This is a genomic window from Kineococcus sp. AC630, assembly GCF_979255925.1.
Genome location: NZ_CEEDMJ010000013.1, coordinates 149,806 through 173,649 on the forward strand (window position 1 = coordinate 149,806; position 23,844 = coordinate 173,649).

The 23,844-nt window shown below is 72.0% G+C and carries 22 protein-coding genes and 1 pseudogene; 15 read left to right on the plus strand and 8 right to left on the minus strand.

Annotation, left to right across the window (positions count from 1 at the left end):
- Nucleotides 1-52: 52 nt before the first annotated feature.
- Nucleotides 53-1,081: a saccharopine dehydrogenase NADP-binding domain-containing protein gene (locus AC0I8G_RS15330; RefSeq protein ID WP_471730678.1), complete on the plus strand. Its 1,029-nt coding sequence runs from the start codon at nucleotides 53-55 to the stop codon at nucleotides 1,079-1,081.
- 14 nt (nucleotides 1,082-1,095) lie between these two features.
- On the opposite strand, the gene AC0I8G_RS15335 is transcribed toward AC0I8G_RS15330, so the two are convergent.
- A complete protein-coding gene (locus AC0I8G_RS15335; protein WP_380260580.1) occupies nucleotides 1,096-1,833 on the minus strand; it encodes a GntR family transcriptional regulator in 738 nt (245 codons plus the stop codon).
- A gap of 242 nt (nucleotides 1,834-2,075) precedes the next feature.
- On the opposite strand from AC0I8G_RS15335, the gene iolC reads away from it, so the two are divergent.
- The 11 genes from iolC (at nucleotide 2,076) to AC0I8G_RS15390 (ending at nucleotide 14,062) form a co-directional block, all read left to right on the plus strand.
- The gene (gene iolC, locus AC0I8G_RS15340) at nucleotides 2,076-3,017 is read left to right on the plus strand and encodes a 5-dehydro-2-deoxygluconokinase (protein ID WP_471730703.1); all 942 of its coding nucleotides are present in this window, start codon (nucleotides 2,076-2,078) and stop codon (nucleotides 3,015-3,017) included.
- Nucleotides 3,010-3,894 (plus strand): Cgl0159 family (beta/alpha)8-fold protein, encoded by an 885-nt coding sequence (locus AC0I8G_RS15345; RefSeq protein WP_471730679.1) that lies wholly within the window; start codon nucleotides 3,010-3,012, stop codon nucleotides 3,892-3,894. The genes iolC and AC0I8G_RS15345 overlap by 8 nt, the downstream gene beginning before the upstream one ends.
- A gap of 10 nt (nucleotides 3,895-3,904) precedes the next feature.
- Entirely contained in the window at nucleotides 3,905-4,822 is a 918-nt protein-coding gene (gene iolB, locus AC0I8G_RS15350; protein WP_380260581.1) for a 5-deoxy-glucuronate isomerase, read from the plus strand.
- A 16-nt stretch (nucleotides 4,823-4,838) separates the two neighbouring features.
- Nucleotides 4,839-6,764: a 3D-(3,5/4)-trihydroxycyclohexane-1,2-dione acylhydrolase (decyclizing) gene (gene iolD / locus AC0I8G_RS15355; RefSeq protein ID WP_471730680.1), complete on the plus strand. Its 1,926-nt coding sequence runs from the start codon at nucleotides 4,839-4,841 to the stop codon at nucleotides 6,762-6,764.
- Nucleotides 6,765-6,970: 206 nt separating this feature from the next.
- The gene (locus AC0I8G_RS15360; protein ID WP_328293065.1) at nucleotides 6,971-7,873 is read left to right on the plus strand and encodes a TIM barrel protein; all 903 of its coding nucleotides are present in this window, start codon (nucleotides 6,971-6,973) and stop codon (nucleotides 7,871-7,873) included.
- An 89-nt stretch (nucleotides 7,874-7,962) separates the two neighbouring features.
- Nucleotides 7,963-9,045: an ABC transporter permease gene (locus tag AC0I8G_RS15365; RefSeq protein WP_471730681.1), complete on the plus strand. Its 1,083-nt coding sequence runs from the start codon at nucleotides 7,963-7,965 to the stop codon at nucleotides 9,043-9,045.
- Nucleotides 9,042-9,896 (plus strand): ATP-binding cassette domain-containing protein, encoded by an 855-nt coding sequence (locus AC0I8G_RS15370; RefSeq protein WP_471730682.1) that lies wholly within the window; start codon nucleotides 9,042-9,044, stop codon nucleotides 9,894-9,896. Before AC0I8G_RS15365 ends, AC0I8G_RS15370 begins: the two co-directional genes overlap by 4 nt.
- A 59-nt stretch (nucleotides 9,897-9,955) precedes the next feature.
- Complete coding sequence (locus AC0I8G_RS15375) at nucleotides 9,956-11,014, plus strand: Gfo/Idh/MocA family protein (RefSeq protein WP_471730683.1); 1,059 nt, start codon at nucleotides 9,956-9,958, stop codon at nucleotides 11,012-11,014.
- 47 nt (nucleotides 11,015-11,061) lie between these two features.
- On the plus strand, nucleotides 11,062-11,916 hold the full coding sequence (locus AC0I8G_RS15380) for a sugar phosphate isomerase/epimerase family protein (RefSeq protein ID WP_471730704.1): 855 nt from the start codon (nucleotides 11,062-11,064) through the stop codon (nucleotides 11,914-11,916).
- Nucleotides 11,917-12,027: 111 nt separating this feature from the next.
- On the plus strand, nucleotides 12,028-13,032 hold the full coding sequence (locus AC0I8G_RS15385; protein ID WP_471730684.1) for a substrate-binding domain-containing protein: 1,005 nt from the start codon (nucleotides 12,028-12,030) through the stop codon (nucleotides 13,030-13,032).
- 118 nt (nucleotides 13,033-13,150) lie between these two features.
- Nucleotides 13,151-14,062, plus strand: a complete 912-nt coding sequence (locus AC0I8G_RS15390; RefSeq protein ID WP_471730685.1) for an NAD-dependent epimerase/dehydratase family protein — start codon at nucleotides 13,151-13,153, stop codon at nucleotides 14,060-14,062.
- A 15-nt stretch (nucleotides 14,063-14,077) separates the two neighbouring features.
- On the opposite strand, the gene AC0I8G_RS15395 is transcribed toward AC0I8G_RS15390, so the two are convergent.
- On the minus strand, nucleotides 14,078-14,818 hold the full coding sequence (locus tag AC0I8G_RS15395) for an SDR family oxidoreductase (protein ID WP_471730686.1): 741 nt from the start codon (nucleotides 14,816-14,818) through the stop codon (nucleotides 14,078-14,080).
- Between the two features lie 116 nt (nucleotides 14,819-14,934).
- Between AC0I8G_RS15395 and sigJ the strand changes: the two genes are divergently transcribed.
- Nucleotides 14,935-15,825: an RNA polymerase sigma factor SigJ gene (sigJ, locus tag AC0I8G_RS15400; protein WP_471730687.1), complete on the plus strand. Its 891-nt coding sequence runs from the start codon at nucleotides 14,935-14,937 to the stop codon at nucleotides 15,823-15,825.
- On the opposite strand, the gene AC0I8G_RS15405 is transcribed toward sigJ, so the two are convergent.
- The 4 genes and pseudogenes from AC0I8G_RS15405 to AC0I8G_RS15420 form a co-directional block, all read right to left on the minus strand.
- Nucleotides 15,826-16,740: an NAD-dependent epimerase/dehydratase family protein gene (locus AC0I8G_RS15405; RefSeq protein ID WP_471730688.1), complete on the minus strand. Its 915-nt coding sequence runs from the start codon at nucleotides 16,738-16,740 to the stop codon at nucleotides 15,826-15,828. It abuts the gene before it with no gap.
- Nucleotides 16,741-16,751: 11 nt separating this feature from the next.
- Nucleotides 16,752-17,155, minus strand: a pseudogene (locus AC0I8G_RS15410) (MerR family transcriptional regulator).
- Between the two features lie 79 nt (nucleotides 17,156-17,234).
- Nucleotides 17,235-18,443 (minus strand): FAD-binding domain-containing protein, encoded by a 1,209-nt coding sequence (locus AC0I8G_RS15415; RefSeq protein ID WP_471730689.1) that lies wholly within the window; start codon nucleotides 18,441-18,443, stop codon nucleotides 17,235-17,237.
- Between the two features lie 48 nt (nucleotides 18,444-18,491).
- Nucleotides 18,492-19,529: a LacI family DNA-binding transcriptional regulator gene (locus AC0I8G_RS15420; protein ID WP_471730690.1), complete on the minus strand. Its 1,038-nt coding sequence runs from the start codon at nucleotides 19,527-19,529 to the stop codon at nucleotides 18,492-18,494.
- Between the two features lie 86 nt (nucleotides 19,530-19,615).
- Between AC0I8G_RS15420 and AC0I8G_RS15425 the strand changes: the two genes are divergently transcribed.
- Together AC0I8G_RS15425 and AC0I8G_RS15430 are read left to right on the plus strand one after the other, a co-directional pair.
- Nucleotides 19,616-20,569: a sugar phosphate isomerase/epimerase family protein gene (locus tag AC0I8G_RS15425; protein ID WP_471730691.1), complete on the plus strand. Its 954-nt coding sequence runs from the start codon at nucleotides 19,616-19,618 to the stop codon at nucleotides 20,567-20,569.
- Between the two features lie 5 nt (nucleotides 20,570-20,574).
- Nucleotides 20,575-21,573: a Gfo/Idh/MocA family oxidoreductase gene (locus AC0I8G_RS15430; protein WP_471730692.1), complete on the plus strand. Its 999-nt coding sequence runs from the start codon at nucleotides 20,575-20,577 to the stop codon at nucleotides 21,571-21,573.
- Between the two features lie 46 nt (nucleotides 21,574-21,619).
- Here AC0I8G_RS15430 and AC0I8G_RS15435 read toward each other — a convergent pair whose 3' ends face one another.
- Together AC0I8G_RS15435 and AC0I8G_RS15440 are read right to left on the minus strand one after the other, a co-directional pair.
- Nucleotides 21,620-22,618 carry a sugar phosphate isomerase/epimerase family protein gene (locus tag AC0I8G_RS15435; protein WP_471730693.1) on the minus strand — a complete coding sequence of 333 codons (999 nt, stop codon included), beginning with the start codon at nucleotides 22,616-22,618 and terminating at the stop codon, nucleotides 21,620-21,622.
- Nucleotides 22,619-22,631: 13 nt separating this feature from the next.
- On the minus strand, nucleotides 22,632-23,825 hold the full coding sequence (locus tag AC0I8G_RS15440) for a Gfo/Idh/MocA family protein (protein WP_471730705.1): 1,194 nt from the start codon (nucleotides 23,823-23,825) through the stop codon (nucleotides 22,632-22,634).
- Between the last annotated feature and the right edge of the window lie 19 nt (nucleotides 23,826-23,844).

Sequence of the window (23,844 nt, forward strand, 5' to 3'; positions counted from 1 at the left end):
GGCGTGTCATCACGGCTAGGGTCATGACACGCCATGTCATCAGGAGGAACGCGTGAGTGCAGAGGTGTGGGTCCTCGGGGCCACCGGCCGGGTCGGTCGACGGGTCGCGCAGCACGTCGCGGCGACGGGGCGTCCCGTCGTCCTGGTCGGCCGCGACCGCGGTCGGCTCGAGGCGCTCGGGATCAGCGGTGACGTCCGGGTCCTCGAGGCCGACACGCCCCGTGCGCTGGCGGCGATCGCCCAGGCGGGGCCGGCCGTCGTGGTGAACACCGTCGGCCCGTTCCTGGAGACCGCGGGCCCCGTGCTGGACGCCTGCCCGTCCGGCACCCACTACGTCGACGTCGGCAACGAACCCGATGCGCTGCAAGAGGTCCTGGACCGCCACGACGCCCTCGTGGCGACCGGGCGGACCGCGGTGGGCTGTGCCGGGTTCGGGGTGCTCGGCACCCAGGCCGCGCTCGGGGCGGCCCTCGCCGGGCAGGAGGCCCACGGGGTCCCGAGCCGGGTGCGGATCGACGCGATCGCCTCCCTCGCCGGCGAGGAGGGGCGGCTGGGTGAGGCGCTGGCCCGCACGATCGTCCGCGGGTTCTCCGCGGCCGACGCCCTCGGACGCGAGCCCGAACGCGTCCGGACCCCCGACGGCGACTCCGTCGTCACCGGGACCCTGCCGTCGGGGGAACTGCTCGCCGCCGCACGGCTGAGCCGCACCGACGACGTCACCGCGGCCTCGGCGTTCGTCCCCACCGGGGTACCGGCCGGGGTGCTGCGCGCCCTCGCGCCGGTCCTGGCGACGCGGCCCGTCGCCCGGGTGGCGGGCCGTGCGCTGGCCCGCGTCCGGACGAAGGCCGGCCCCCGCCCGCGCGCCCACACCTGGGCCCGGGCCCGCGTCGAGTGGCCGGACGGCACGAGCCGCACGGCGTGGCTGCGGGCCGAGGAGGCCATGGACTTCACGGTCGCCGCCGCGACCGAGGTCGCGTTGCGGCTCGCCGCGGGGGACGGACGACCGGGGGCCTTCACCCCGGTCGAACTCTTCGGGACCGGACTCGCGGAGGCGGCCGGCGCGGTGCTGATCTACGGCTGATCGACGGCTGAGCGTCAGCGGTCGACGAGGGTGACCTCGAACGCGTAGCGGCTGGCCCGGTAGACGTGCCGGCCGTACTCGACGACCCGGCCCGAGTCGTCGTGGGTCGTGCGCTCCATCGTCAGCAGCGGCGCACCCCGGCGCTCGTCGAGCAGCGAACACTCCTCGGCGCTGCCCCGGCGGGCCCCGATCCGTTGCCGCGCAACGCGCATCCCCACCCCGCGGCTGCGCAGCAACTGGTACATGCCGCGTTCGGTGAGGGCCTCCAGCGTCAGGTCGGTGTAGGGGGCGGGCAGCCAGTTCTCGAGCACCGCGAGGGGTTCGCCACCGGAGGTCCGCAGCCGGCGCAGGTGCAGGACAGGGGTCCCGGGGGCGATGGCGAGACTGCCGGCCACGTCGTCGGCGGCCCCGTCCATCTCGTGCAGCAGAACCTGCGTCGCCGGGTGCTGGCCCGACTGCACGAGGTCGTCGTGCAGGCTGGTCAGCTCGACGGGGCGGGTCACCTGACCGTGCACGACCTGGGTGCCGACCCCGCGCTTGCGGACCAGCAGGCCCTTGTCGACCAGTTGCTGGATCGCGCGACGCATCGTCGGGCGGGACAGCCCGAGCTGGTCGGCCAGGTGGATCTCGTTGTCGAGCCGGGAACCCGGGGGGAGCTTGCCGCCCTCGATGGCCTGCTCGATCTGGCGGGCGACCTGGAAGTACAGGGGGACCGGGCTCGAGCGGTCCAGGTCGTAGAACAGATCGTTCACCACAGCTCCGAACGTCGCGATGGGCGGCGCAGCTACGTCGCCGTGCCGCCGAGCCGTCATCGTAGCCGTCCGGAGGTGTGCACGTCAGGAGGTTCGTTTGTCCTGACAAAGCTTGACACGGAGGCCTCCCGCGGAGCACGCTCGTCCCTGCCACCGCGCCGCTGCGGCCCGGGACGGCACAGATCATCCGGACTGGGAGGGGACCTCGCGTGAGCAACACGGCCGCGCTGGACGTCGTGACCATGGGCAGGGTCGGCGTCGACCTCTACCCGTTGCAGGACAACACGGGCCTCGAGGACGTCGAGACCTTCGGGAAGTACCTGGGAGGCAGCGCGACCAACGTCGCCGTCGCCGCCGCCCGGCACGGTCGCGCCGCGGCCGTCATCACCCGCACGGGCCACGACGCGTTCGGGACGTTCATCCACAAGGCGCTCGCGGACTTCGGCGTCTCCGACCGGTTCGTCTCGGGGGTCGACGGGCTCAACACGCCCCTGGCGTTCTGCGAGATGTACCCGCCCGACCACTTCCCGCTGCTCTTCTACCGTCAGCCCACCGCGCCGGACCTGCAGATCCGCGCCGAGGAACTCGACCTCGACGCCGTCCGCGCGGCCGGCGTCTTCTGGGCCACGGTCACGGGACTCTCCGAGGAACCCAGCCGCGGCGCGCACTTCGCCGCCTGGCAGGCCCGCGGACGCGCCCCGCTCACCGTCCTCGACCTCGACTACCGCCCGATGTTCTGGTCCTCCGCGGCCGAGGCGACCGAACAGGTCCAGCGTGCGCTGCAGCACGTGACCGTCGCCGTCGGCAACAAGGAGGAGTGCGAGGTCGCCGTGGGCGAGACGGAACCCCGCAGGGCGGCCGAGGCGCTGCTGGCCGCCGGGGTCGAGATCGCCATCGTCAAGCAGGGACCCAAGGGCGTGCTCGGCGCGACCCGCGGCCCCAACGGGACCGAGTTCGTCGAGGTCCCCCCGACCCCGGTCGAGGTCGTCAACGGGCTCGGCGCCGGCGACGGGTTCGGCGGCGCGCTCTGCCACGGCCTGCTCTCCGGCTGGGACCTCGAGAAGGTCCTGCGCTTCGCCAACGCCGCCGGCGCGATCGTCGCCACCCGGCGCGAGTGCTCCACCGCCATGCCGTTCACCTCCGAGGTGGAGGCCCTGCTCGAGGAGGTCGCTGCCCGTGCCTGACCAGTTCGCGAAGGACTACGCCGAGGTCTCGGAGATCCGCGCGCGCCACCCCGAACGCATCCTCGAGCTCTCCCGGGCGCGGCGACGACGTCCGGTGCTGGGGTCCGACGGTCGCCTCATGGTCATCGCCGCCGACCACCCCGCCCGCGGGGCCAACGGCGTCGGCGGCAACGCCATGGCGATGGCCGACCGGACCGAACTCCTCGACCGGTTGCAGGTGGCGCTCGCCGTCCCCGGCGTCGACGGTCTCCTCGGGTCCGCCGACATCATCGAGGACCTCACCCTCCTCGGGGCGCTGGAGGACAAGGTCGTCTTCGGGTCGATGAACCGCGGTGGCCTGCAGGGGGCCGCGTTCGAACTCGACGACCGCTTCACCGGCTACGACGCGCAGGCCATCGAGGACATGAACCTCGACGGCGGCAAGTTCCTCACCCGCATCGCCCTCGACGACGCCGGCACCCTGCCGACGCTGACGGCCTCGGCCGACGCCATCAGCGAACTCGCCGCCCGCAGGCTCATCGCGATGATCGAACCCTTCTGGTCGCGCAACGAGGGCGGCAAGGTCGTCCACGACCTCAGCGCCGAGGGGGTCATCAAGTCCGTCAACGTGGCCCAGGCCCTGGGTCGCACGACGGCGTACACCTGGCTCAAGATCCCCGTCGTCGATGACATGGAACGCGTCATGGAGTCCACGACCCTGCCGACCCTGCTGCTCGGCGGGGACCCGGCGACCTCCCCGGAGGAGACCTTCGCGACGTGGCGCAAGGCGCTCGCGCTGCCGTCGGTGCGCGGCCTCACGGTGGGCCGGACGTTGCTCTACCCGTCGGACGGTGACGTCGCCACCGCCGTCAAGACCGCCGTCTCGCTCGTCCGTTGAGGAGTCTCCCGTGACCGATCTCCACGTTCCCGCCGGTAGCGCGGGGGCCGACGGCTTCGACCTGGTCGTGACGCCGGAGTCGGCGGGCTGGGGGTTCTCCGGCCTGCGCACCCTGACCCTGGCGCCCGGCGCCCGCCACACCTTCACCACCGGTGCGGACGAACTGCTCGTCCTGCCGCTGTCGGGTTCCTGCTCGGTGACGGTCGAGGGGGAGACGCTCGAGCTCCACGGCCGCACCGGGGTCTTCGACGGGGTCAGCGACTTCGCCTACGTCGGCCGCGACAGCGAGCTGAGCGTCCACAGTGCCGCAGGCGGCGTGTTCTCGTTCCCGGGCGCACGGGCGTCACGCCGCCTGCCCTTCCGCTACGGCCCGGCCTCGGGGGTCCCCGTCGAACTGCGCGGGGCCGGGCAGTGCAGCCGTCAGGTCAACAACTTCGCCACCCCGGCGGCGTTCGAGACCGACAAGCTCATCGCCTGCGAGGTCATCACCCCCGGCGGCAACTGGTCGTCCTACCCGCCGCACCGCCACGACCGGACCAGCGACGTGGAGAGCGACCTCGAGGAGATCTACTACTACGAGTTCCGCGCGCTGGCCCCGGCCGGTGTGCCGACCGTTCCCGGTGGCGTGGGGTTCCAGCAGGTCTACGGCGACGTCGACGACCCCGCGCGACCGATCGAGGTGCTGGAGGAGGTCCGGTCCGGGGACGTCGTGCTGATCCCGCACGGCTGGCACGGGCCCTCGGTGGCCAACCCCGCCTACGACATGTACTACCTGAACGTCATGGCCGGACCGGAGACGGAACGGGCCTGGAAGATCTGCGACGATCCCGCCCACGGTTGGGTGCGATCGACCTGGGAACAGCAGCCGGTCGACCCCCGGCTGCCCTTCTACTCCACCCCGACGGGCGCCAGTCCCGTACCCCGCTGAGAACTGAGAGATCGAGATGAGTGCGGTTCCCCCCAACCCGACGGTGCAGACGGTGCGGTTGACGGTCTCGCAGGCCGTCGTGCGGTTCCTGCAGGCCCAGTTCAGCGAACGCGATGGCGTCCGTCAGCAGTTCTTCGGCGGCGTCTTCGGCATCTTCGGTCACGGCAACGTGGCCGGGATCGGGCAGGCCCTGCTGGAGGCCGAGGTCGGCACCCCGGACTGGAACCCGCCGGCGCAGCTGCGGTACATGACCGGTCGCAACGAGCAGGCCATGGTCCACGCCGCCGTGGGTTTCGCCCGCCAGCAGGACCGGCTGCAGACCCTCGCCGTGACGGCGTCGGTCGGCCCGGGGTCCACGAACATGCTGACCGGTGCCGCGCTCGCGACGGTCAACCGGATCCCCGTCCTGCTGCTGCCCAGCGACGTGTTCGCGACCCGGGTCGCCTCGCCGGTGCTGCAGGAGCTCGAACAGCCCTACGGCTACGACGTGTCGGTCAACGACGCGTTCCGACCGCTGTCGAAGTTCTTCGACCGGGTCTGGCGCCCTGAGCAGCTCCCCTCGGCGCTGCTGGGCGCGATGCGCGTGCTGACCGACCCGGCGGAGACGGGAGCGGCGACGATCTGCCTGCCCGAGGACCTGCAGGCCGAGGCGTGGGACTTCCCGGTGGAGCTGTTCCGGGAACGGACCTGGCGCATCGCCCGGCCCGTCCCGGAGAAGGTCGTCATCGCCGAGGCCGCGGAACTCATCCGCTCCGCGAAGGCGCCGATGGTCGTCGCGGGGGGTGGGATCGTGTACTCCCGGGCCACCGAGGCGCTCAAGGCGTTCGTGGAGGCCACCGGCATCCCCGTCGGGCAGTCGCAGGCGGGCAAGGGGGCGATCCGCTACGACCACCCGTTGTCGCTGGGGGCCATCGGGTCCACCGGGACCACGGCCGCGAACGAGATCGCCGCGGAGGCCGACGTCGTGATCGGCATCGGCACCCGCTACTCCGACTTCACGACGGCCTCCCGGACGGTGTTCCAGAACCCGGACGTGAAGTTCGTGAACGTGAACGTCGCCTCCCTCGACGCGGTCAAGCACGCCGGCCTGCCCGTCCAGGCGGACGCCCGGGAGGCCCTCGAGGCCCTCACCGCCGCGCTGGAGGGCTTCTCGACCCCGGACGCCTACCGCGAGCGCGCGGCCCGGCTGAACCGGGAGTGGGACGCCGTGGTGGAGGAGTTCTTCCACTCCGGGAGAGGTGAGGAGACGGGGCTGCTGGCTCAGGCCGAGGTCATCGGCGCCGTCGACGAGGTGGCCGGGGACCGCGACGTCGTGGTGTGCGCCGCGGGTTCGTTGCCCGGTGACCTGCACTGCATGTGGCGCAGCCGCGACCCGAAGCAGTACCACGTCGAGTACGGCTTCTCCTGCATGGGCTACGAGATCCCCGGCGGGATCGGGGTGGCCCTCGCCGCCCCGGACCGGGACGTGTTCGTCACGGTCGGGGACGGTTCCTACCTGATGATGCCGACCGAACTCGTGACGGCGGTCCAGGAGGACGTGAAGCTCATCGTCGTCCTGCTGCAGAACCACGGTTTCGCCTCGATCGGCGCGTTGTCCGAGCAGCACGGGTCGCAGCGCTACGGGACGAAGTACCGCCGGCGTGCGGAGTCCGGTCGTCTCGAGGGCGCGAAGCTCCCCGTGGACCTCGCGGCGAACGTCGAGAGCCTCGGGATCCGGACGCTGCGCGCCGGGACCCGCAAGGAGCTCGTGGCGGCCCTCCAGGACGCCAAGGCGTCCACGGAGTCGACCTGCGTGTACGTCGAGACCGACCTCTACTCGGAGGCCCCCGACGGGGGCGGCTGGTGGGACGTCCCGGTCTCGGAGGTGTCGCGCCTGGAGTCCACCCGGACCGCGCGCACCTGGTACGAGGGGAAGAAGGAGACGCAGCGCCCCCTCCTCTGACGTCACGTCCCCCCGGGTAAGCACTTACCCGGGGGGACGTTCGTCGTCCCGGCCCCGGTGGGGCCGGGTGCCGCTTCTCCTGAGGTCGCGGAGAGGTAAGTATGTAACGACAATCGCTTGACAGTTCGCGCGTTCACGCGCGACAGTTTCCGCAGTCGCCCTCCCCGCCGGGACGGCGACGCACGACGACGTGGAGGAACTTCCCCATGGGCCGCACCCCGACAACAGGCGCCGTGACCATCGGCACCGCTCCGGACTCCTGGGGCGTCTGGTTCGCCGAGGACCCGCTGCAGACCCCCGCCGCCCGCTTCCTCGACGAGGTCGTCGACGCCGGCTACGAGTGGATCGAGCTGGGGCCGTACGGCTACCTCCCGACCGACCCCGCCGAGCTCTCCGACGAGCTCGAGAAGCGCCGGCTCAAGGTGTCCGCCGGCACGATCTTCGCCGCCCTGCACCGCCCCGACCACTACGACGAGGCGTGGGCGCAGGTCGAGCAGGTCGCCAAGCTCACCCAGGCCATGGGCGGCACCCACCTCGTGGTGATCCCCGGCCAGTGGCGCAGCGACAAGACCGGCGAGCAGATCGAACCGCGCGAGCTGGACGAGGACGGCTGGGCCCGCCTCGCCGCCGGCATGGACCGCCTCGGCCGGGACGTGCGCAACGGCTACGGCCTGCAGATCGCGGTCCACTCCCACGCCGACACCCACATCGACACCCACGCCGAGGTCGACCGGTTCCTCGAACTGACCGACCCCGACGTGGTGAAGCTCTGCCTCGACACCGGGCACGTGTCGTACTCCGGTGGCGACAACCTGAAGATCATCGCCGACCACCCCGACCGGATCGCCTACGTCCACCTCAAGCAGGTGGACCCGGCGATCGTCGCCAGGGTGAAGGCCGAGGACCTCCCGTTCGGCGAGGCCGTCAAGCTGGGCGCCATGGTCGAGCCGCCGCACGGGATCCCGGCCATGCCGCCGATCCTCGAGGCGCTCGAGGGCCTCGGCCGCGACCTCTTCGCGATCGTCGAGCAGGACCTCTACCCGGTGGCCTTCGACGCACCCCTGCCGATCGCCACCCGCACCCGCACGTACCTCAACTCCTGCCGCTAGACCTTCGCCGTTCGAACGCCGGATCGGCTCGGCACACCAGAGAGGAACGGATCGATGGAGATTCGCACTGAGACGGGGAGCGTGACCCCGTGAGTCACAGCGTGCAGAGCGCCACGGGACAGGAACCCCCGACCACGCACTCGGGCGGGAAGGCCACCTCGGCCGACGACCGCGTCCAGCGCCGCTCGGTGCTGGCCTCGCTGGTCTCGCGGCCGGAGATCGGGTCGCTCATCGGAGCGATCGCCCTGATCGTGCTGTTCTTCGCGGTCGCACCGACCCTGCGGTCGGGGGCGAGCATCTTCACGGTGCTCTACTCCAGCTCCACGATCGGCATCATGGCCGTCAGCGTGGCGCTGCTGATGATCGGCGGTGAGTTCGACCTCTCCGCCGGTGTCGCGGTGACGACGGCGTCGTTGACCGCAGCGACCACGGCCTACCAGCTCCACCTGAACATCTGGGTCGGCGTGCTGATCTCGCTGGTGGTCGCGCTGGCGGTCGGTCTCTTCAACGGCTGGCTCTTCGTGCGGACGGGGTTGCCGAGCTTCATCATCACCCTCGGGTCGTTCTTCATGCTGACCGGCCTGAACCTCGGGGTGACGAAGGTCGTCTCCGGTGGCGTGTCCTCGCCGACGATCACCGACATGGCCGGGTACTCCTCGGCGCGGGCGTTCTTCAACTACTCGCTGCCGGTGGGCAACGGGCTGCGGGTGCCGATCATCTTCTGGGTCGTCCTCGTGGTCGTGGCGACGTGGATCCTGCTGCGGACCCGGGTCGGGAACTGGATCTTCGCCGCCGGCGGTGACCCGGTCGCCGCCCGCGCGGTGGGTGTCCCGGTCAGGGCGACGAAGATCGGCCTGTTCATGGGCGTCGGGTTCACGGCGTGGCTGCTGGGGATGCACAACCTGTTCGCCTTCTCCAACGTCCAGTCGGGCAACGGCGTCGGCAACGAGCTGTACTACATCGTCGCCGCGGTCGTCGGCGGCTGCCTGATGACCGGTGGCTACGGCTCGGCGATCGGTGCGGCGATCGGCGCGCTGATCTACGGGGTCGTCACCAACGGCATCGTCTACGCCGGCTGGAACGCCGACTGGAACAAGCTCTTCCTGGGCGCGATGCTCGTCGTCGCGACCGTCGTCAACCTCGTCGTGAAGAACCAGGCGGCCAAGCGATGACCCCGAACACGAACGCCCAGCCCATCGACGGTTCCCAGGACGGCGCGCAGTCGCCCAACCAGGAGATCCTGCGCCTGGACGACGTGGGCAAGAAGTACGGCAACGTGCACGCCCTGCGGGGGGTGACGTTGTCCGTGCGCCAGGGCGAGATCACCTGCGTGCTGGGGGACAACGGCGCCGGGAAGTCCACGCTCATCAAGATCATCGCCGGGTTGCACACGCACTCCGACGGGGTCCTCACCGTGAACGGTGAGGAGGTGCGCTTCTCCTCGCCGCGCGACTCGCTGGAACGGGGCATCGCGACGGTCTACCAGGACCTGGCGCTGGTGCCGCTGATGTCGATCTGGCGGAACTTCTTCCTCGGTCAGGAGATGCGCAAGGGCTGGGGTCCCTTCGCCAGCCTGGACGTGAAGTCGATGATGCGGATCACCGGCGAGGAACTGACCAAGATGGGCATCTCGGTGCCCGACCTGGACCGTCCGGTGGGCGCGCTCTCCGGGGGCCAGCGCCAGTGCATCGCGATCGCCCGGGCGATCTACTTCGGGGCGAAGGTGCTGATCCTGGACGAGCCGACGGCCGCGCTCGGCGTCAAGCAGTCCGGGGTGGTGCTCAAGTACGTCGCGAAGGCCCGTGACGCGGGGCTCGGGGTCATCTTCATCACCCACAACCCCCACCACGCGTACCTCGTCGGCAACCACTTCGTGATCCTCAACCGCGGCAACGTGTCCCTGGACTCCTCGCGCGCGGAGATCTCGCTGGACCAGTTGACCAACGAGATGGCCGGGGGCGCCGAGCTCGAAGCCCTCAGCCACGAACTGTCGGCCGTCACCGCGGCGACCGACAAGCTCTGACCCCGAACACCCCGAACACCCCGAAGAACACGCAGCACGAGAAGGAGAGACGACCCGTCATGAGCACCTCGACCACCACCGCCCTGGAACCGGACAGCGCCCGGGCGGGCTACGACCGGGACCGCGCCGTGCGGGTCGCCGTGCTCGGGGTCGGCATGATGGGCCAGGACCACGCCCGGCGGTTGGCGACGCTGACCGCGGGCGCGGAACTGGTCGCCGTCAGCGACGTCGACGCGGCGCGGACCGACGCCGTGGCCGCCGAGTTCGGGGTCCGGGCCATCCACGACCCCAAGGCCGCGATCCTCGACCCCGAGGTCGACGCCATCGTCATCGCCACCCCGGGTTTCACCCACGAGGACCTCGTGCTGGTGGCCCTCGAGGCCGGCAAGCCCGTCCTCTGCGAGAAGCCCCTCACGACCTCGCCGGAGACGTCGCGGCGGATCGTCGAGGCCGAGGCGGCCCTGGGGCGCCCGCTCGTGCAGGTCGGTTTCATGCGTCGCTTCGACGCCGGGTACCAGCAGCTGCGGGGGCTCGTCGAGTCCGGTGAGTACGGCCGGACGCTGTTCCTGCACTGCGCCCACCGCAACGCGACGACCCCGCCGAACTTCTCCTCCGAGATGCTCATCCTCGACTCCGTCGTGCACGAGGTCGACATCGCCCGCTACCTGACGGGGGAGGAGATCGTGGCCATCCGCGTCATCGCGCCGCGGTCGACGAGCGCCGCCCCCGAAGGACTGCGGGACCCGCAGTTCGTCATCATGGAGACCGAATCCGGGATCCTCGTGGACGTCGAGATCTTCGTGAACACCACCTTCGGCTACGAGGTGCGCACCGAACTCGTGGCCGAGAAGGGGCAGGCGCGCATCGGCCTGCCCGAGGGCATGGTCACCCAGTCCGGCCAGGGCTGGGGTGGCAGCATCCCCAAGGACTTCAAGGAACGGTTCGGTGCCGCCTACGACGTGGAGTTCCAGCGCTGGATCGACGCCGTCCGCTCCGGGGCGAACGTCGACGGGCCGGGCGTCTGGGACGGCTACGCGGCGGCCGCGGTGTGCGCCGCCGGCGTGGAGTCCCTGCGCACCGGGGAGCGCGTCGAGATCGACCTGGGGGCGAAACCGTGAGCCTGGCTCCCGGGTTCGTCGCCGACGCCGTACCGCGCAACGCGGACCTGCAGATCGCGCTCGACACCTACATGTTCCGCGAGGTGCCGCTGCTGGACCTCCCCGGACTGGTCGCCGACCTCGGCTACGAGTGGATCGAGCTCTCGCCGCGCGAGGACTTCATCCCCTTCTTCCGCCACCCGCGGGTCGACCTCGCGACCGTCCGGAAGTTCCGGTCCGCGTTGGACGCGGCCGGGGTCGGGGTGGCCTCCACGCAGTTCGTCCAGCGGTGGTCCGGTCCGGGCGAGGACGAGCGCAAGCAGGCCGTGCGCAACGTGAAGCGCATCCTCGAGGTGACGACGGAACTCGGCGTCCCCGTGGTGCAGAGCGAGTTCAACGGTCGCCCGGAACTCCCCGAGGCCAGCGAGGCGCGGTTCTTCGACTCCCTCGAGGAACTGCTCCCGCACTTCGAGGAGAAGGGGATCGAACTGCGCCTCGAACCTCACCCCGACGACTTCGTCGAGGACGGCTACCGGGCCGTCGACCTCGTCCGGGGTCTGGACCAGCCCTGGATCGGGTTCGTCTACTGCACCCCGCACACCTACCACCAGGGCGGCGACGGCCCGGGGATCATCCGCTACGCGGGTGACCTGGTCCGCCACGTCCACGTGGCGGACAGCTTCGACTTCCGGGCCTCCAGCGGGTTGCGCTACATCGTCAACCCGCCGGGTTCCACCGCCCGGATCCACCAGCACCTGAACATCGGCGAGGGTGAGGTCGACTTCGACGGCATCTTCTCCGCTCTGGGTGAGGTCGGGTTCTCCGGAGCCCTCTGCTCCAGCGTCTTCGCCTGGGAGGAGAAGGCCGAAGAGTCGTCGCGCCTGATGCGCCAGCGCATCCAGGAGCACGTCGACCGCTGGTGAACCACAGACGCACCGCCCGGCCCGGCCGTCGGCGCAGGTGAGTTCTACTAGGCCGGACTGATGGCCACCCGCACGGTGCGGGTGGTGCCTGTCGACGAGGATGGGAAAGACATGAGAATCGCTCGTGGAGGCCTGCGCACCGCTGCTGTTCTGGCGGTCGCGGCCCTGGGTCTGGCGGCCTGCAGCAGCACCGGTGGCGCAGAGGACAAGAGCGGCGACTCGGGGAGCGGCGGCAAGACAGCCAGCACCCCGAAGTACAAGGTCGCCCTGATCACCCACGCCGCCGCCGGTGACACGTTCTGGGACATCATCCGCAAGGGAGCCCAGGCGGCCGCCGACAAGGACAACATCGACCTGCAGTACACCAACAACGACAACGCCTCCCAGCAGGCGACGCTCATCCAGAACGCGATCGACTCCAAGGTCGACGCGATCGCGGTGACGATGCCGAACGCGGCCGCGCTCTCCGACGCCATCGGCAAGGCCGAGTCCGCGGGGATCCCCGTCATCGGGCTGAACGCCGGTTACGGCGACTGGAAGGCCCAGAAGCTCATCGGCTACTTCGGTCAGGACGAGACGATCGCCGGGACCGCCGCGGGCACCCGCCTCGCCTCCGAGAGCGCCAAGAAGGTCCTCTGCGTCATCCAGGCGCAGGGCCAGGTCCAGCTCGAGGCGCGCTGCGCCGGCGTCAAGGCCGGTCTCGGCTCCGCGGGGTCCGTGGAGAACATCTACGTCAACGGCACCGACTCCTCCGCCGTGCAGTCGACCATCACGGCGAAGCTGCAGGAGGACAAGAGCATCGACAACGTCATCACCCTCGGTGCCCCGTTCGCCCTGATCGCCTCGCAGTCGGTCACGGAGGCCGGCAGTTCCGCGAAGGTCGAGACGTTCGACACCAACGCCGAACTCGTCCAGGCCGTCCAGGACAAGAAGGTCCAGTGGGCGATCGACCAGCAGCCCTACCTGCAGGGCTACGAAGCGGTCGACTCGCTCTGGCTGTACCTGACCAACGGGAACACCATCGGTGGTGGCGAGGCCGTCCTGACCGGCCCGGCGTTCATCGACGCCTCGAACATCGACGCGGTGTCGGCGTACGCGAAGGCCGGCACGCGCTGACCTGACGCGGATCGGACCACCGGACCCCGGCAGGGTTTTCCCTGCCGGGGTCCTTCCGCGTCCGGGGTCGGCGGGAGCCCGGCCTGGCGCAACGCGAGATGGGTGGTTGGCTGGTCCCATGCGCATCTTCTTCACCGGCGGCAGTGGCAAGGCCGGACACCACGTCGCCCCGTTCCTGGCCTCCCAGGGCCACCAGGTCACCAACGCCGACCTCACCCCGCTGCGCCACCCCGACGTCACCGACCTGCGCGTCGACCTGACCGACGCCGGCCAGGTCTACTCCGCGATGGCGGGCATGCCGACGATGGCCGACCTCGACGAGCTGGGCCCCGCCGCGGCCGAGGGTTCGGCCTACGACGCCGTCGTCCACTTCGCCGCGATCCCCGCGATCCTCATCGCCCCGGACGCCACGACGTTCGCGACGAACATCCTGGCGCACTACAACGTGCTGGAAGCCGCGACCCGGCTCGGCATCCGCAAGGTGGTCTTCGCCTCCTCGGAGACGACCTACGGCATCTGCTTCGCCCGCGGCGAGCGCAAACCGCTGTACCTGCCCGTCGACGAGGACCACCCCGTCGTCCCGGAGGACTCCTACGCGATGTCCAAGGTGGCGGGGGAGGTCGTCTCGCGCTCCTTCCAGGCCCGGACCGGCGCGGACGTCTACGGCTTCCGGATCAACAACGTCATCGAGCCCCACGAGTACGCCGAGAAGTTCCCGCCCTTCCTGGCGGACCCGGCGTTGCGGCGACGCAACATCTTCTCCTACATCGACACCCGCGACCTGGGGCAGATGACCCTGCGCGCACTCGAGACCGACGGCCTCGGGTTCGAGGTGTTCAACGTGGCCAACGACGACACGTCCGTCGCGGCGAGCACCCAGGAGCTCCTCGACACCTTCTACGAGGGGGTCGAGGTCCGCCGGGAACTGGGACGGAACGAGACCCTCTACAGCATCGACAAGGCGCGCCGACTGCTCGATTACGAGCCGCAGCACTCCTGGCGCGACGTGCTGGCCGACCCCCGCGCCTGACGCGGGAGGACCCGTTCACGACTGCGCGACCCACTCGCCGAAGGTCTGCCGCCCTCGGTCGGCGTCGGGGCCGGGCAGGATCGTCCCGTCCCGCAGCGCCCTCCCGAACCCGCCCGGCAGCGGCACCGCGACCACCGGCCCCCTGCGGCCGGTGGCGCGGGCGTAGGCGCGGACCATGTCGACCAGGCGCAGGACCTCGGGTCCGCCGAGGTCCCGCACGCGCCCGGCGGCCCCCTCCCCGGCGAGTTCGACGAGGCGTTCGCCAACCTCCCGCGCCGCCACGGGCCGGGAACGCATGACGGGGACGAGGTCGACGGGGCCGAGGGTGGCCTGACCGAGGACCTGCTCCGCGAACTCGTGGAACTGGGTGGCGCGCAGCACCGTCCAGGGCACGCGGCTCCGGGTCAGGAGTTCCTCCTGCAGGGCCTTGCCGGCGTAGTAGCCGAACGGAGCGCGCTCGGCGCCGACGATCGACAACGCCACGTGGTGCCCGACCCCGGTGGCCTCCTCCGCGCGCAGCAGGTTGAGCGTCACCGCCCGGAAGAACTCCCGCGAGGTGGCTGCCGACCGCGTCCCGACCGAGGAGACGTCGACGACGACGTCGGCCCCCTCCAGTGCGGGTCGCAGGCCCGATCCGGTGACGAGGTCGACGCCGGTGGCCCGCGACAGGACGACGGTGTCGTGTCCGTGCTCCCGGGCCACGTCCACGACGTGGCGTCCGACGGTGCCGGTTCCCCCGGCGACGGCGATCTTCACGGGCTGACCTCCTGGGACGGTGTGCTCACGTCCTCCTGACGACGCGGCGGGCCGGAGTGTGAGGTGGCCCGACGACCGGGCAGGCTGTCCGCTCACGAGGAGCGGGAGGAGCCGGGATGGGTGAGGTCCCCGAGGAGCGTCGGCGGTTGGTGTCGTCGGCCTACCGGATGCTCGGCACGATCGCGGAGGCCGAGGACGCCGTCCAGGAGACCTACGTCCGCTGGTACCGCCTGAGCGACGCCGAACGGGCCGCGATCGGGAACCCGCAGGGGTGGCTGACCCGGGTCGCGGGCCGGGTCTGCCTGGACGTCCTGGGCTCCGCCCGGCAGCGCCGCGAACGCTACGTCGGGGAGTGGTTGCCGGAACCCGTTCCGGCGCAGTTCTTCTCCGGCTCCCGCGACGGGGCTGAGGACCCGTTGGACCGGATCACCCTCGAGGAGTCGGTGAGCACCGCCGTCCTCGTCGTCATGGAGGCGATGACCCCGGCCGAACGGGTCGCCTTCGTCCTGCACGACGTGTTCGGCCTGCCCTTCCCCGAGATCGCGCTGGTCGTCGGGCGCACCCCGGCCGCGGTGCGCCGGCTGGCGTCCTCGGCGCGGCGGCGGGTGCGCGAGCACGACGCCGTCGGGGGTGACCGGCGTGAGCACGACGCCGTCGTCCGGGCCTTCGCCCGGGCCGCCGGGACCGGGGACCTCGCCGCGCTCGCGGCCCTGCTCGACCCGTCGGTCACGGTGCGCTCCGACGGCGGGGGTGTCGTCAGCGCGGCCCGTCGACCGGTGCGCGGCGTCGACGACGCCGCCCGGTTCCTCCTCGGGATCACCCGCAAGAACCCGGGGACGGTGGCCGTCGAGGAGGTCACCGGCGACGGGCTCGCCTACCGCTTCGAGCAGGGCCCCGACGTCCGGGCCCTGCTGAACCTCCGGGTGCGGGCGGGTCTCGTCACCGACGTCTGGATCCAGCTGAACCCCGCCAAGCTCAGCACGTGGAGAGCCACCGATGCGGGCTGACTACCCGAGGCTGTCGACGGTGTCCAGAACGGTGCTGACCACGTCCCGGGGGCGCCACCCCAGGACCGTGCGGGCCGCCTCGGTGGCGATGACCGGAGAACCCGGCAGGGCGAGATCGGGTGCGGCGCGGTCGGCCACGACCCGGCTGAGCCACTCGAGCGTCACGGCCGGCCCCGCGCTCGCCAGGAACCTGCGCCCCACCGCCCCGGGATCGTCCAGCGCCCGCACGTGCAGGTCCACGACGTCGCGCACGTCGACGATCCCGAACGCCCGTCCCGGATCGCCGACGGGTCGGCCCTCGACCAGCGCGGCGACCATCGCGACCGAGGCCGAGAGGCGCGGGGACAGCGTCGGGCCGAAGATCCCGGTCGGGTTCACCACGGCCAGTTCCGGTCCGCCGTCGGCCACGAACGCCCACGCGGCCCGTTCGGCCAGCGCCTTGGACCGGACGTAGGGCGGGGCGGTGACGTCGTCACCGTCCGTCCAGTCCGCTTCGGTGAACGGTCCCCCGCTGCTGCGGGAGTAGCCGACCGCCGCGAACGACGACGTCAGGACGACCCGGCGGACGCCCTGCTCCCGGGCGGCGCGCAGGACGCGGAGTGCGCCCTCCCGGGCCGGCCGGATGACGTCGTCAGGGTCCTCGGGTTGTCGCGACGGGAACGGTGAGGCGTGGTGCAGGACCCCGTCCGCGCCGGCCAGCGCCTCGTTCCAGCCGTCGTCGACGTCGAGGGTCGCCGTCGCGAACTCCAACGCCGTCGCGTCGACGCCGGCCCGGTCCACCGCCGCGAGCACGACGCCCCTCCCCTCCGGGCCGCGGACGAGCGCCCGGACGCGTTCGCCGTCGGCGAGCAGGCGGACGAGCGAGTGGTTCCCGACGTGACCGGTCGCCCCGGTCACCACGATGGTGCGGTCCACGGTGTTCTCCTTCAGAATCTGGTGAGGATCTCGGTCACGGCGGCGACGGCGCGCTGTTCGGCGTCGGCGTCCCCGCGCACCCGGGCGTCCCACAGGTCGGTCTTGCGGTGCAGGTACTCGGCGCGGACCCGGAGCCGGGCGATCTCGGCCTCGACGCGTGCCGCCTGAGTGTTGAACAGGTCACGTTGCGCGGCAGCGGATTCCGCGTCACCACGCGCGAGCAGGTCGAGGTAGCGACGCAGGTCGGCGACTCCGACGCCGGCCGAGCGCAGGCAGGCCAGCGCCTCGATCCGGACGACCGTGGCCTCGTCGTAGCGCCGGTGCCCGCTGTCGACGTCGCGCGGGACCGGCCGAGCAGGCCGATCTTCTCGTAGTAGCGGAGCGTGGGTTCGCTGAAACCCGACCGTGCCGCCATCTCGGCGATGCTCAGGTCGTCGACTCGTGTGCGCACAGGGAGATCCTGCGCGCCCTCAAGCGCTTGAGGTCAAGCGTCCTCAGCCCGCCGAACGCACCCACGCGCTGAACGAGCGCAAGGACCCTGAACCGGGTCGGCGCAGCCAGGGCCACGGGTGGCGGGCGACGACGTCCGCCCGCGCCGACCGACGGGCGAACCCGGGGACGGGGGCATGGGTGACGGCCAGACGGCGTCCGGCCAGTTCCGCCACGGGGTCGCCGAGGTGCACGTCGCAGCCGAGTTCCGCCAGGGTCTCGGCGAGGAAGACGAGTCGCTTGCCGGACAACCGCAGGCGGGCCAGCAACGGCTCGTCGAACACGAAGACCGCGGGGAGGTCCGGGTGCGCGAGCAGGGCCGGGTCGGTGTCCCCGAGGGACTCCGCCGTCAACCAGACCGTGTCGGGTTCCCCGGTGACCTCCGGTGACCGGGGGCCGGCGTCGGTGGGACCGCCCACCAGCGCGTCCGGGGCCTCGGCGCGGGGGCCGGCCTCGGTGTCCGGCCACTCCTGGACGGGGCAGGCCCGCTGCAGGGGACAGCTGCGGCACAGACCGGGGGCGCGCTTCTCGACCTGCCAGCGGCTGAAGCCGTAGACCTTGCCCGTCCCGGTCCCGACCGCCCACTGCCAGCCGAGGCGGTTGGCGGCCTGGGAACCGTCGAGCAGGTGGCGGTACATCTCCTGCGCGCCCTCACGCCAGTCCGCCCCGGCCCGCACCGACCACTGCGACGCCAGCCACATCCGGGTCTGGTTCACCAGCCAGCCGTCCTCGTGCAGTTCCGCGGTGGTCGCCGCGACGCACGCCATCTCCTGCGGCCAGGGCTCGCGGGGCCAGGCCTGCGCCGGGACGGGAGCCTCGAAGCGCAGGGCGTCCGCCGTGCGGTGGCCGAGGCGGGCGTAGAGGTGGCGCGCGTACTCCTGCCAGAGCAGTTCGTCGCGGAACTTCGAGCGGTCCCGGGCCGGTGCGTCGGCGGCCGCCGTCCACACGGCGGGCAGAGGCAGGAGGCCGTGGCGGATGTAGGGGGAGAGCCGCGTCGCGCCGCGGCGCTCCCGCGGGAACACCTCGTTGCGGCGGGCGGCGTAGCCGGTCAGGTCCAGCGTGGCGAGGGCGGTGTCGGCGGCGGTCTGCCCGCCGCGCACCGGGGACACCGGCACCTCCTCGTCCGGGGCCTCGCAGGTCAGGTGCCCGAGGTGGGTGGCGACCCAGGCGCGCACGGCGTCGCGCTCGGTCGGCGGGGGAGGCAGGAGGGGCACCGGCCCATCGTCGCCCCGGCGGACGGGGTCGGCACCCGGCGCCGCGGTTCAGCCGGTGGTCGCCGGTGCGGGCCCCGTCGTGCGGCGGACCGCGAGCGTGGCGGCGACCCGGTGCACGCGGCCCCCCTGGCCGCCGCCGGCGAGGCGTTCGGTGACGAAACGTCCGCTCTGGACGCCGATGGCGAAGGTCCCGTTGTCGACCGACGTCAGGGACAGGTGGCGGATGGCGGCGAGGTAGGTGTTGTCGTAGCCGATGACCGACAGGTCCCCGGGAACGCCGAGCCCCAGGTCGTGCGCCGCCGACAGGGTGCCGATGGCCGCCAGGTCGTTGTAGGCGAAGATCGCGGTCGGGCGCTCACGGCTCTCGAGGACCCGCCGGGCGGCGGCGTACCCGCTCTCCTCACCCGTGCCGCCGGCCACGACCGACGCCGGCAGGCCGGCGTCTGCGAGGGTCCGGTCGAACCCCTGGGCGCGCAGCGAACCCACCCGTCCCGGGCCGCGCAGGTGCACGAGGCGGTGGTGACCGAGGTCCAGCAGGTGCCGGGTCGCGCTGGTCGCGCCGGCCTCGTCGTCGTTGACCACCACGTCGGCGTCCAGGTCGCCCGGGTCGTAGGTCCCGGCGAGCACGATCGGCAGGCCGGCGCTCGCGGCCCGGCGCAGCTCCTGGTCGTCGTCGGTGGTGCCGACGACGACGACCGCGTCGACCCGCTGCGAGCGCAGCTGGTCCACCGCCGAGCGCCCGACCCGCCGGGAGGTGAAGGAGTCGGCGAGCACGGGCGCCAGCCCGGCGCCGTCGAGGGAGGCGGTCAGGCCGGCGAGGAGCTCGACGAACCAGGGGTTGCGCAGGTCGTTGAGCAGGACCCCGACCGTGCCCGACCGCGGCTGGGCCAGGGCCCGGGCCAGCCGGTTCGGGTGGTAGCCCAGCTCCTCCGCCGCCTGCCGCACCGAGGCACGGCGGGCCTCGCTCACCCCGGGATCCCCGCGCAGCGCCAGCGAGGCCAGCGACTTCGACACCCCGGCCTGCTCGGCCACGTCCCGGATCGTGGGCATCCGCGGTGCCGGCGTGCGTCCGTCGCGGTGTTCCACGGGGGCAGCTTAGGGGCAGACACGTGGATCGCTGGACGCTAACCTGGACCGGTCCACACCTGTCCAGTCGCTCAGTGAGGAGCACCGTGTCCACCTCCACGACCCGCCCGGTCCCGGCGGCACCCCCGGCGGGGTCCCCGTCGTCCCCGTCGTCGCTGCCGAAGTTGTCGATGAACGTCACCACCACCTTCTTCGGCAACGTCGTCCAGGACATCGCCGTCGCCAGGCAGGCCGGGTTCGGGGGCATCGAGCTGCAGAGCCCCAAGCTCTACCGCTACCTCGACGCGGGTTTCTCGGTGCACACGCTGCCGCCCCTCCTGGAAGGCCTCGAGGTGACGGGCCTCGGCGCGGTCCTCGACGTCGAACGCCAGGGCGCCGCGCGGGAGGACTTCCTCGCCGAGGTGCGCCGCATGTGCTCGATCGCCGCCACGCTCGGCGCCCCGATCGTCCAGCTCTGCACCGGCCCGCTGGACGTCGGCGTGGTCAAGGACCACCGTGCGGGAACCCTGGCCGACGACGACGCCCGCTACCGCGCGACCCTGGGGATGGACGAGGCCGAGGCCGTCGCCGTGACCGCGGGCAACGTCCGCGAGGCCGCCGACATCGCCGCCGACCACGGCCTCGAGCTCTACCTCGAACCCCTCGCCTGGGCCCGGCTCAACCGCTGCCGCCACGCGCTGCGGATCATCGAGACCGCCGGGCGGCCCAACGTCGGGATCGCGCTGGACACCTGGCACTTCTGGTCCACGGGGGACACCCTCGAGGAGGTCGCCGCCCTGCCACCGGAACTCATCAAGGCCGTCCACCTCTCCGACGGTCTCGACCTCGACCGCGAGCACGACGTCGCCGACCAGGGCGTGCACCGCAACGTCGTCATCGGCGGGGGAGCGATCCCGTTGCAGCAGTGGGTCGACGCGATCGAGTCCACCGGCTACGACGGCTGGTGGGTCTCGGAGATGTTCTCCGACCGCGCCAACGAGCACGATCCGCTGGTGGTGGCGACGACCATGCGCAACCTGCTCGCCATCCTGGTCGGCTGAGCCCCGTGCAACGCTTCGCCCTCGTCGGTGCCGGGTTCATCGGCTCCGTCCACGCCCGCAACCTCGCCGCGCACCCGGACGTCGACCTCGTCCTCGTCTACGACATCGACGAGGCCCGCGCCCACGACCTCGCCCGCCGTCACGGCTCGCGGGCCGCCGGCGATCTCGGTGAGGTCTTCGACGCCGACCGCGTCGACGCGGTGTTCATCGCCTCCTCCACCGACACCCACGCCCAGCACCTGCGCGCGGCCGCCGACGCCGGCCTGGCCGTCATCTGCGAGAAACCCCTCGCCCCCGACCTCGCCGCGGCGCGCGACGTCGTCGCGCACGTCCGCCGCAGCGGGGTGCCGGCCATGCTGGACTTCAACCGCCGCTTCGACCGCGACCACGCCGCGCTCCGTCGCGTGGTGGCGGAGGGGGGCGTCGGGGAGGTCGAACTCCTGCAGCTGACGTCGCGCGGCCCTTCCCTCCCGCCCATCGAGTACCTCGAGGTCTCCGGGGGCCAGTTGCGCGACCAGACCGTGCACTTCTTCGACCTCGCGCGGTGGATCAGCGGTCAGGACCCGGTCTCGGTCTCCGTCACCGGTTCCGCCCTGGCCGATCCCCGCATCGCGCGCTTCGGCGACGTCGACACCTCGGTGGCCGTGCTGACCCTGCCCTCGGGGGCGCTCGTGCAGATCGACAGCGTCCGGCGGACCGGGTACGGCTACGACGAGCGCATCGAGGTCATGGGGTCCACGGGGCTGGTGGAGTCCCGGCGTCACCACCGGGGAAACGTCGTGCACTACGGCGCGACCGGGGCCGTCGCCGACGCGTTGCCGCCGGGCTGGTTCGAGCGGGTCGAACCGACCTACGCCGCGACGCTGGCCGCCTTCGTCGACGCGCTGGAGCGGGGGACCACCCCGCCCGTCACGCTGGAGGACGGTCTCGCGGCGCAGGCCGTGGCCGACGCGGCCACCCGCGCCCTGGCCAGCGGACGGACGGAGACCATCGCCTACCCGTGACGGGACGCCCTGCGCGACAGGGCGTCCCGTCCGTCCGGGCCGCCGCTCAGACCCCGGCGGCCCGGGCGGCGTCCTTGAGGACCTCCGCCGCCACCTCCAGGCCCTCGATCCGCCCGAGGGAGGTGTCCTCGTGCTCGATGTTCACGGCCATGTCCGGGTCGACCTCGTGCAGGGCACGCAGGAACTCGGCCCAGAACGCGGTGTCGTGGCCCCTGCCGAGGGCGACGAAGTCCCACGCGGACTCCTTCGGCCACTCGTTGACCCACTCGTCGCCCCCGAGGTTCGTGCGGTCCTCGGAGGGGTCGAGGCGACGGAACCGGTTGTCCAGCACGCCGTAGACCGCGGCGGCCGGGTTGATCCGCACGTCCTTGGCCGCGGCGTGGAACACCAGCGGACCGAGGTCGCGGACGACGGCGACGGGGTCCATCTGCTGCCAGAACAGGTGCGAGGCGTCGAGTTCGACGCCGACGTGGGTCGCCCCGGTGCGTTCGACGAGTTCGCGAGCGTTCGCCGGGTTGAAGACGACGTTCTGCGGGTGCAGTTCCAGGGCGACCTTGACGTCGAGATCGCGACCGAGGGCGTCGATCTCGCGCCAGAACGGAACGGCGACGCTCCACTGGTGGTCGATGACGTCGAGGTCGCGGGAGTTCCAGGCGTTCACCACCCAGGTGGGGCGGGTCGCCCCGGGCTCGGCGCCGGGGAGCCCCGACATGGTGACGACGCGGTGCTGGCCCAGGCGGTTCGCCAGCCGGATCGAACGGCGGACGTCCTCGGCGTGCTCGTCGCCGATGACCGGGTTCGGGTGCAGCGGGTTGCCGTTGCAGTTCAGGCCGGCGATCGAGACCCCGGTGCCCTCGAAGGTCCCGAGGAACTCGTCGCGGGCGGTGTCGCTGACCAGGATGTCGTCGAAGGTGGGGATGTGGACCGGGGGGAGGAACCCGCCGGAGTTCAGTTCGATGCCCTCCAGCCCGAGGCCGGCGACGACCTGCAGCGCCTCGGGCAGGGGGCGGTCGTGCAGGATCGCGTTGTAGACGCCGAGTTTCACGGTCTGTTCTCCCTCAGTCGACGGGGACGGGTTCGCCCGTGCCGTCGGCGGCCCGGGTGACCGCCTCGAGCACGCGCAGGTTGTGCAGGCCGTGGGCCATAGGCGGCACCACGGGCAGGTCGCCGATCGGGGTTCCGACCCCACCGGCGACCTCGTTGAGGAACGCGCGGCACTGGAAGGTGAAGAAGTCGCTCTGGCCGTGGCCGACGCTGGGGAAGTCCATCGGCAGCCCGCCCGCGACGTAGGGGTGTTCGGGGCCGACGAGGACCTGACGGTAGCCGTTGACCGCACCGGGCGCGGTCGAGTCGGCGATGGTGAACTCACCGGTGCGGTTGAGGTCGAAGGCGCCCGCGCCGTGCTCGGTGAAGATCTCGAAACCCAATCCGTTGGGCAGGCCGTGCGCGATGCGCGAGACCGAGAACGTCCCGGTCGCTCCGTTCGCGAACGTCGCCGTGAACGTCGCCAGGTCCTCGTTCTCGACGTCCTCGAACTCGGCGCTCACCTCGGACAGGGCGTGCCCGACGACGGCGCCGACCGGTTTCGGCCGGCGCTTCGTCACCTGCGAGAACACCGTCCCCCGCACCGACTCCAGCGGTCCGCAGAAGTACTCACCGAGGTCGATCAGGTGGCTGCCGATGTCCGCGAGCGCTCCGGACCCCAGGCCCCCCTTGTAGCGCCAGCTGATCGGCGCGTTCGGATTGGTGGCGTAGTCGCACCAGTAGTGGCCGTTGAAGTGGCGGACGGTACCGAGGTGACCGTTGAGCACCTGCTCGCGCAGGCCGTTGATCGCGGGGGAGCGGCGGAAGGTGAAACCCACCGCGGCGACGAGGTCCGGGTGCTGGGCGGCGGCCGCGACCATCGCCTCCGCGTCGGCGACGGAGGGGGCCAGCGGCTTCTCGCACAGGACGTGCTTGCCCGCGGCCAGCAGCCCCTCGACGATCTCGCGGTGCAGGTGGTTGGCGACGACGACGCTGACCGCGTCGACGTCGTCGGCCTGCGCGACGGCCTGCCAGGAGGTCTCGGCGCGCTCGTAGCCGTAGCGCTGCGCCGCGGCGATCGCGAAGGGTTCGTGCGCGTCGGCGACGGCGACCAGGCGGACCGGCGGCAGGCCCTCGCTGTAGCGGCCGCCGGCGAGGGTGGTGGCGGCGCGGTAGCCGGCGAGGTGGGCGCGGCCGGCCATGCCGGCGCCGATCACGGCGACGCCGATCGGGCGGGTGGGGGAGGTG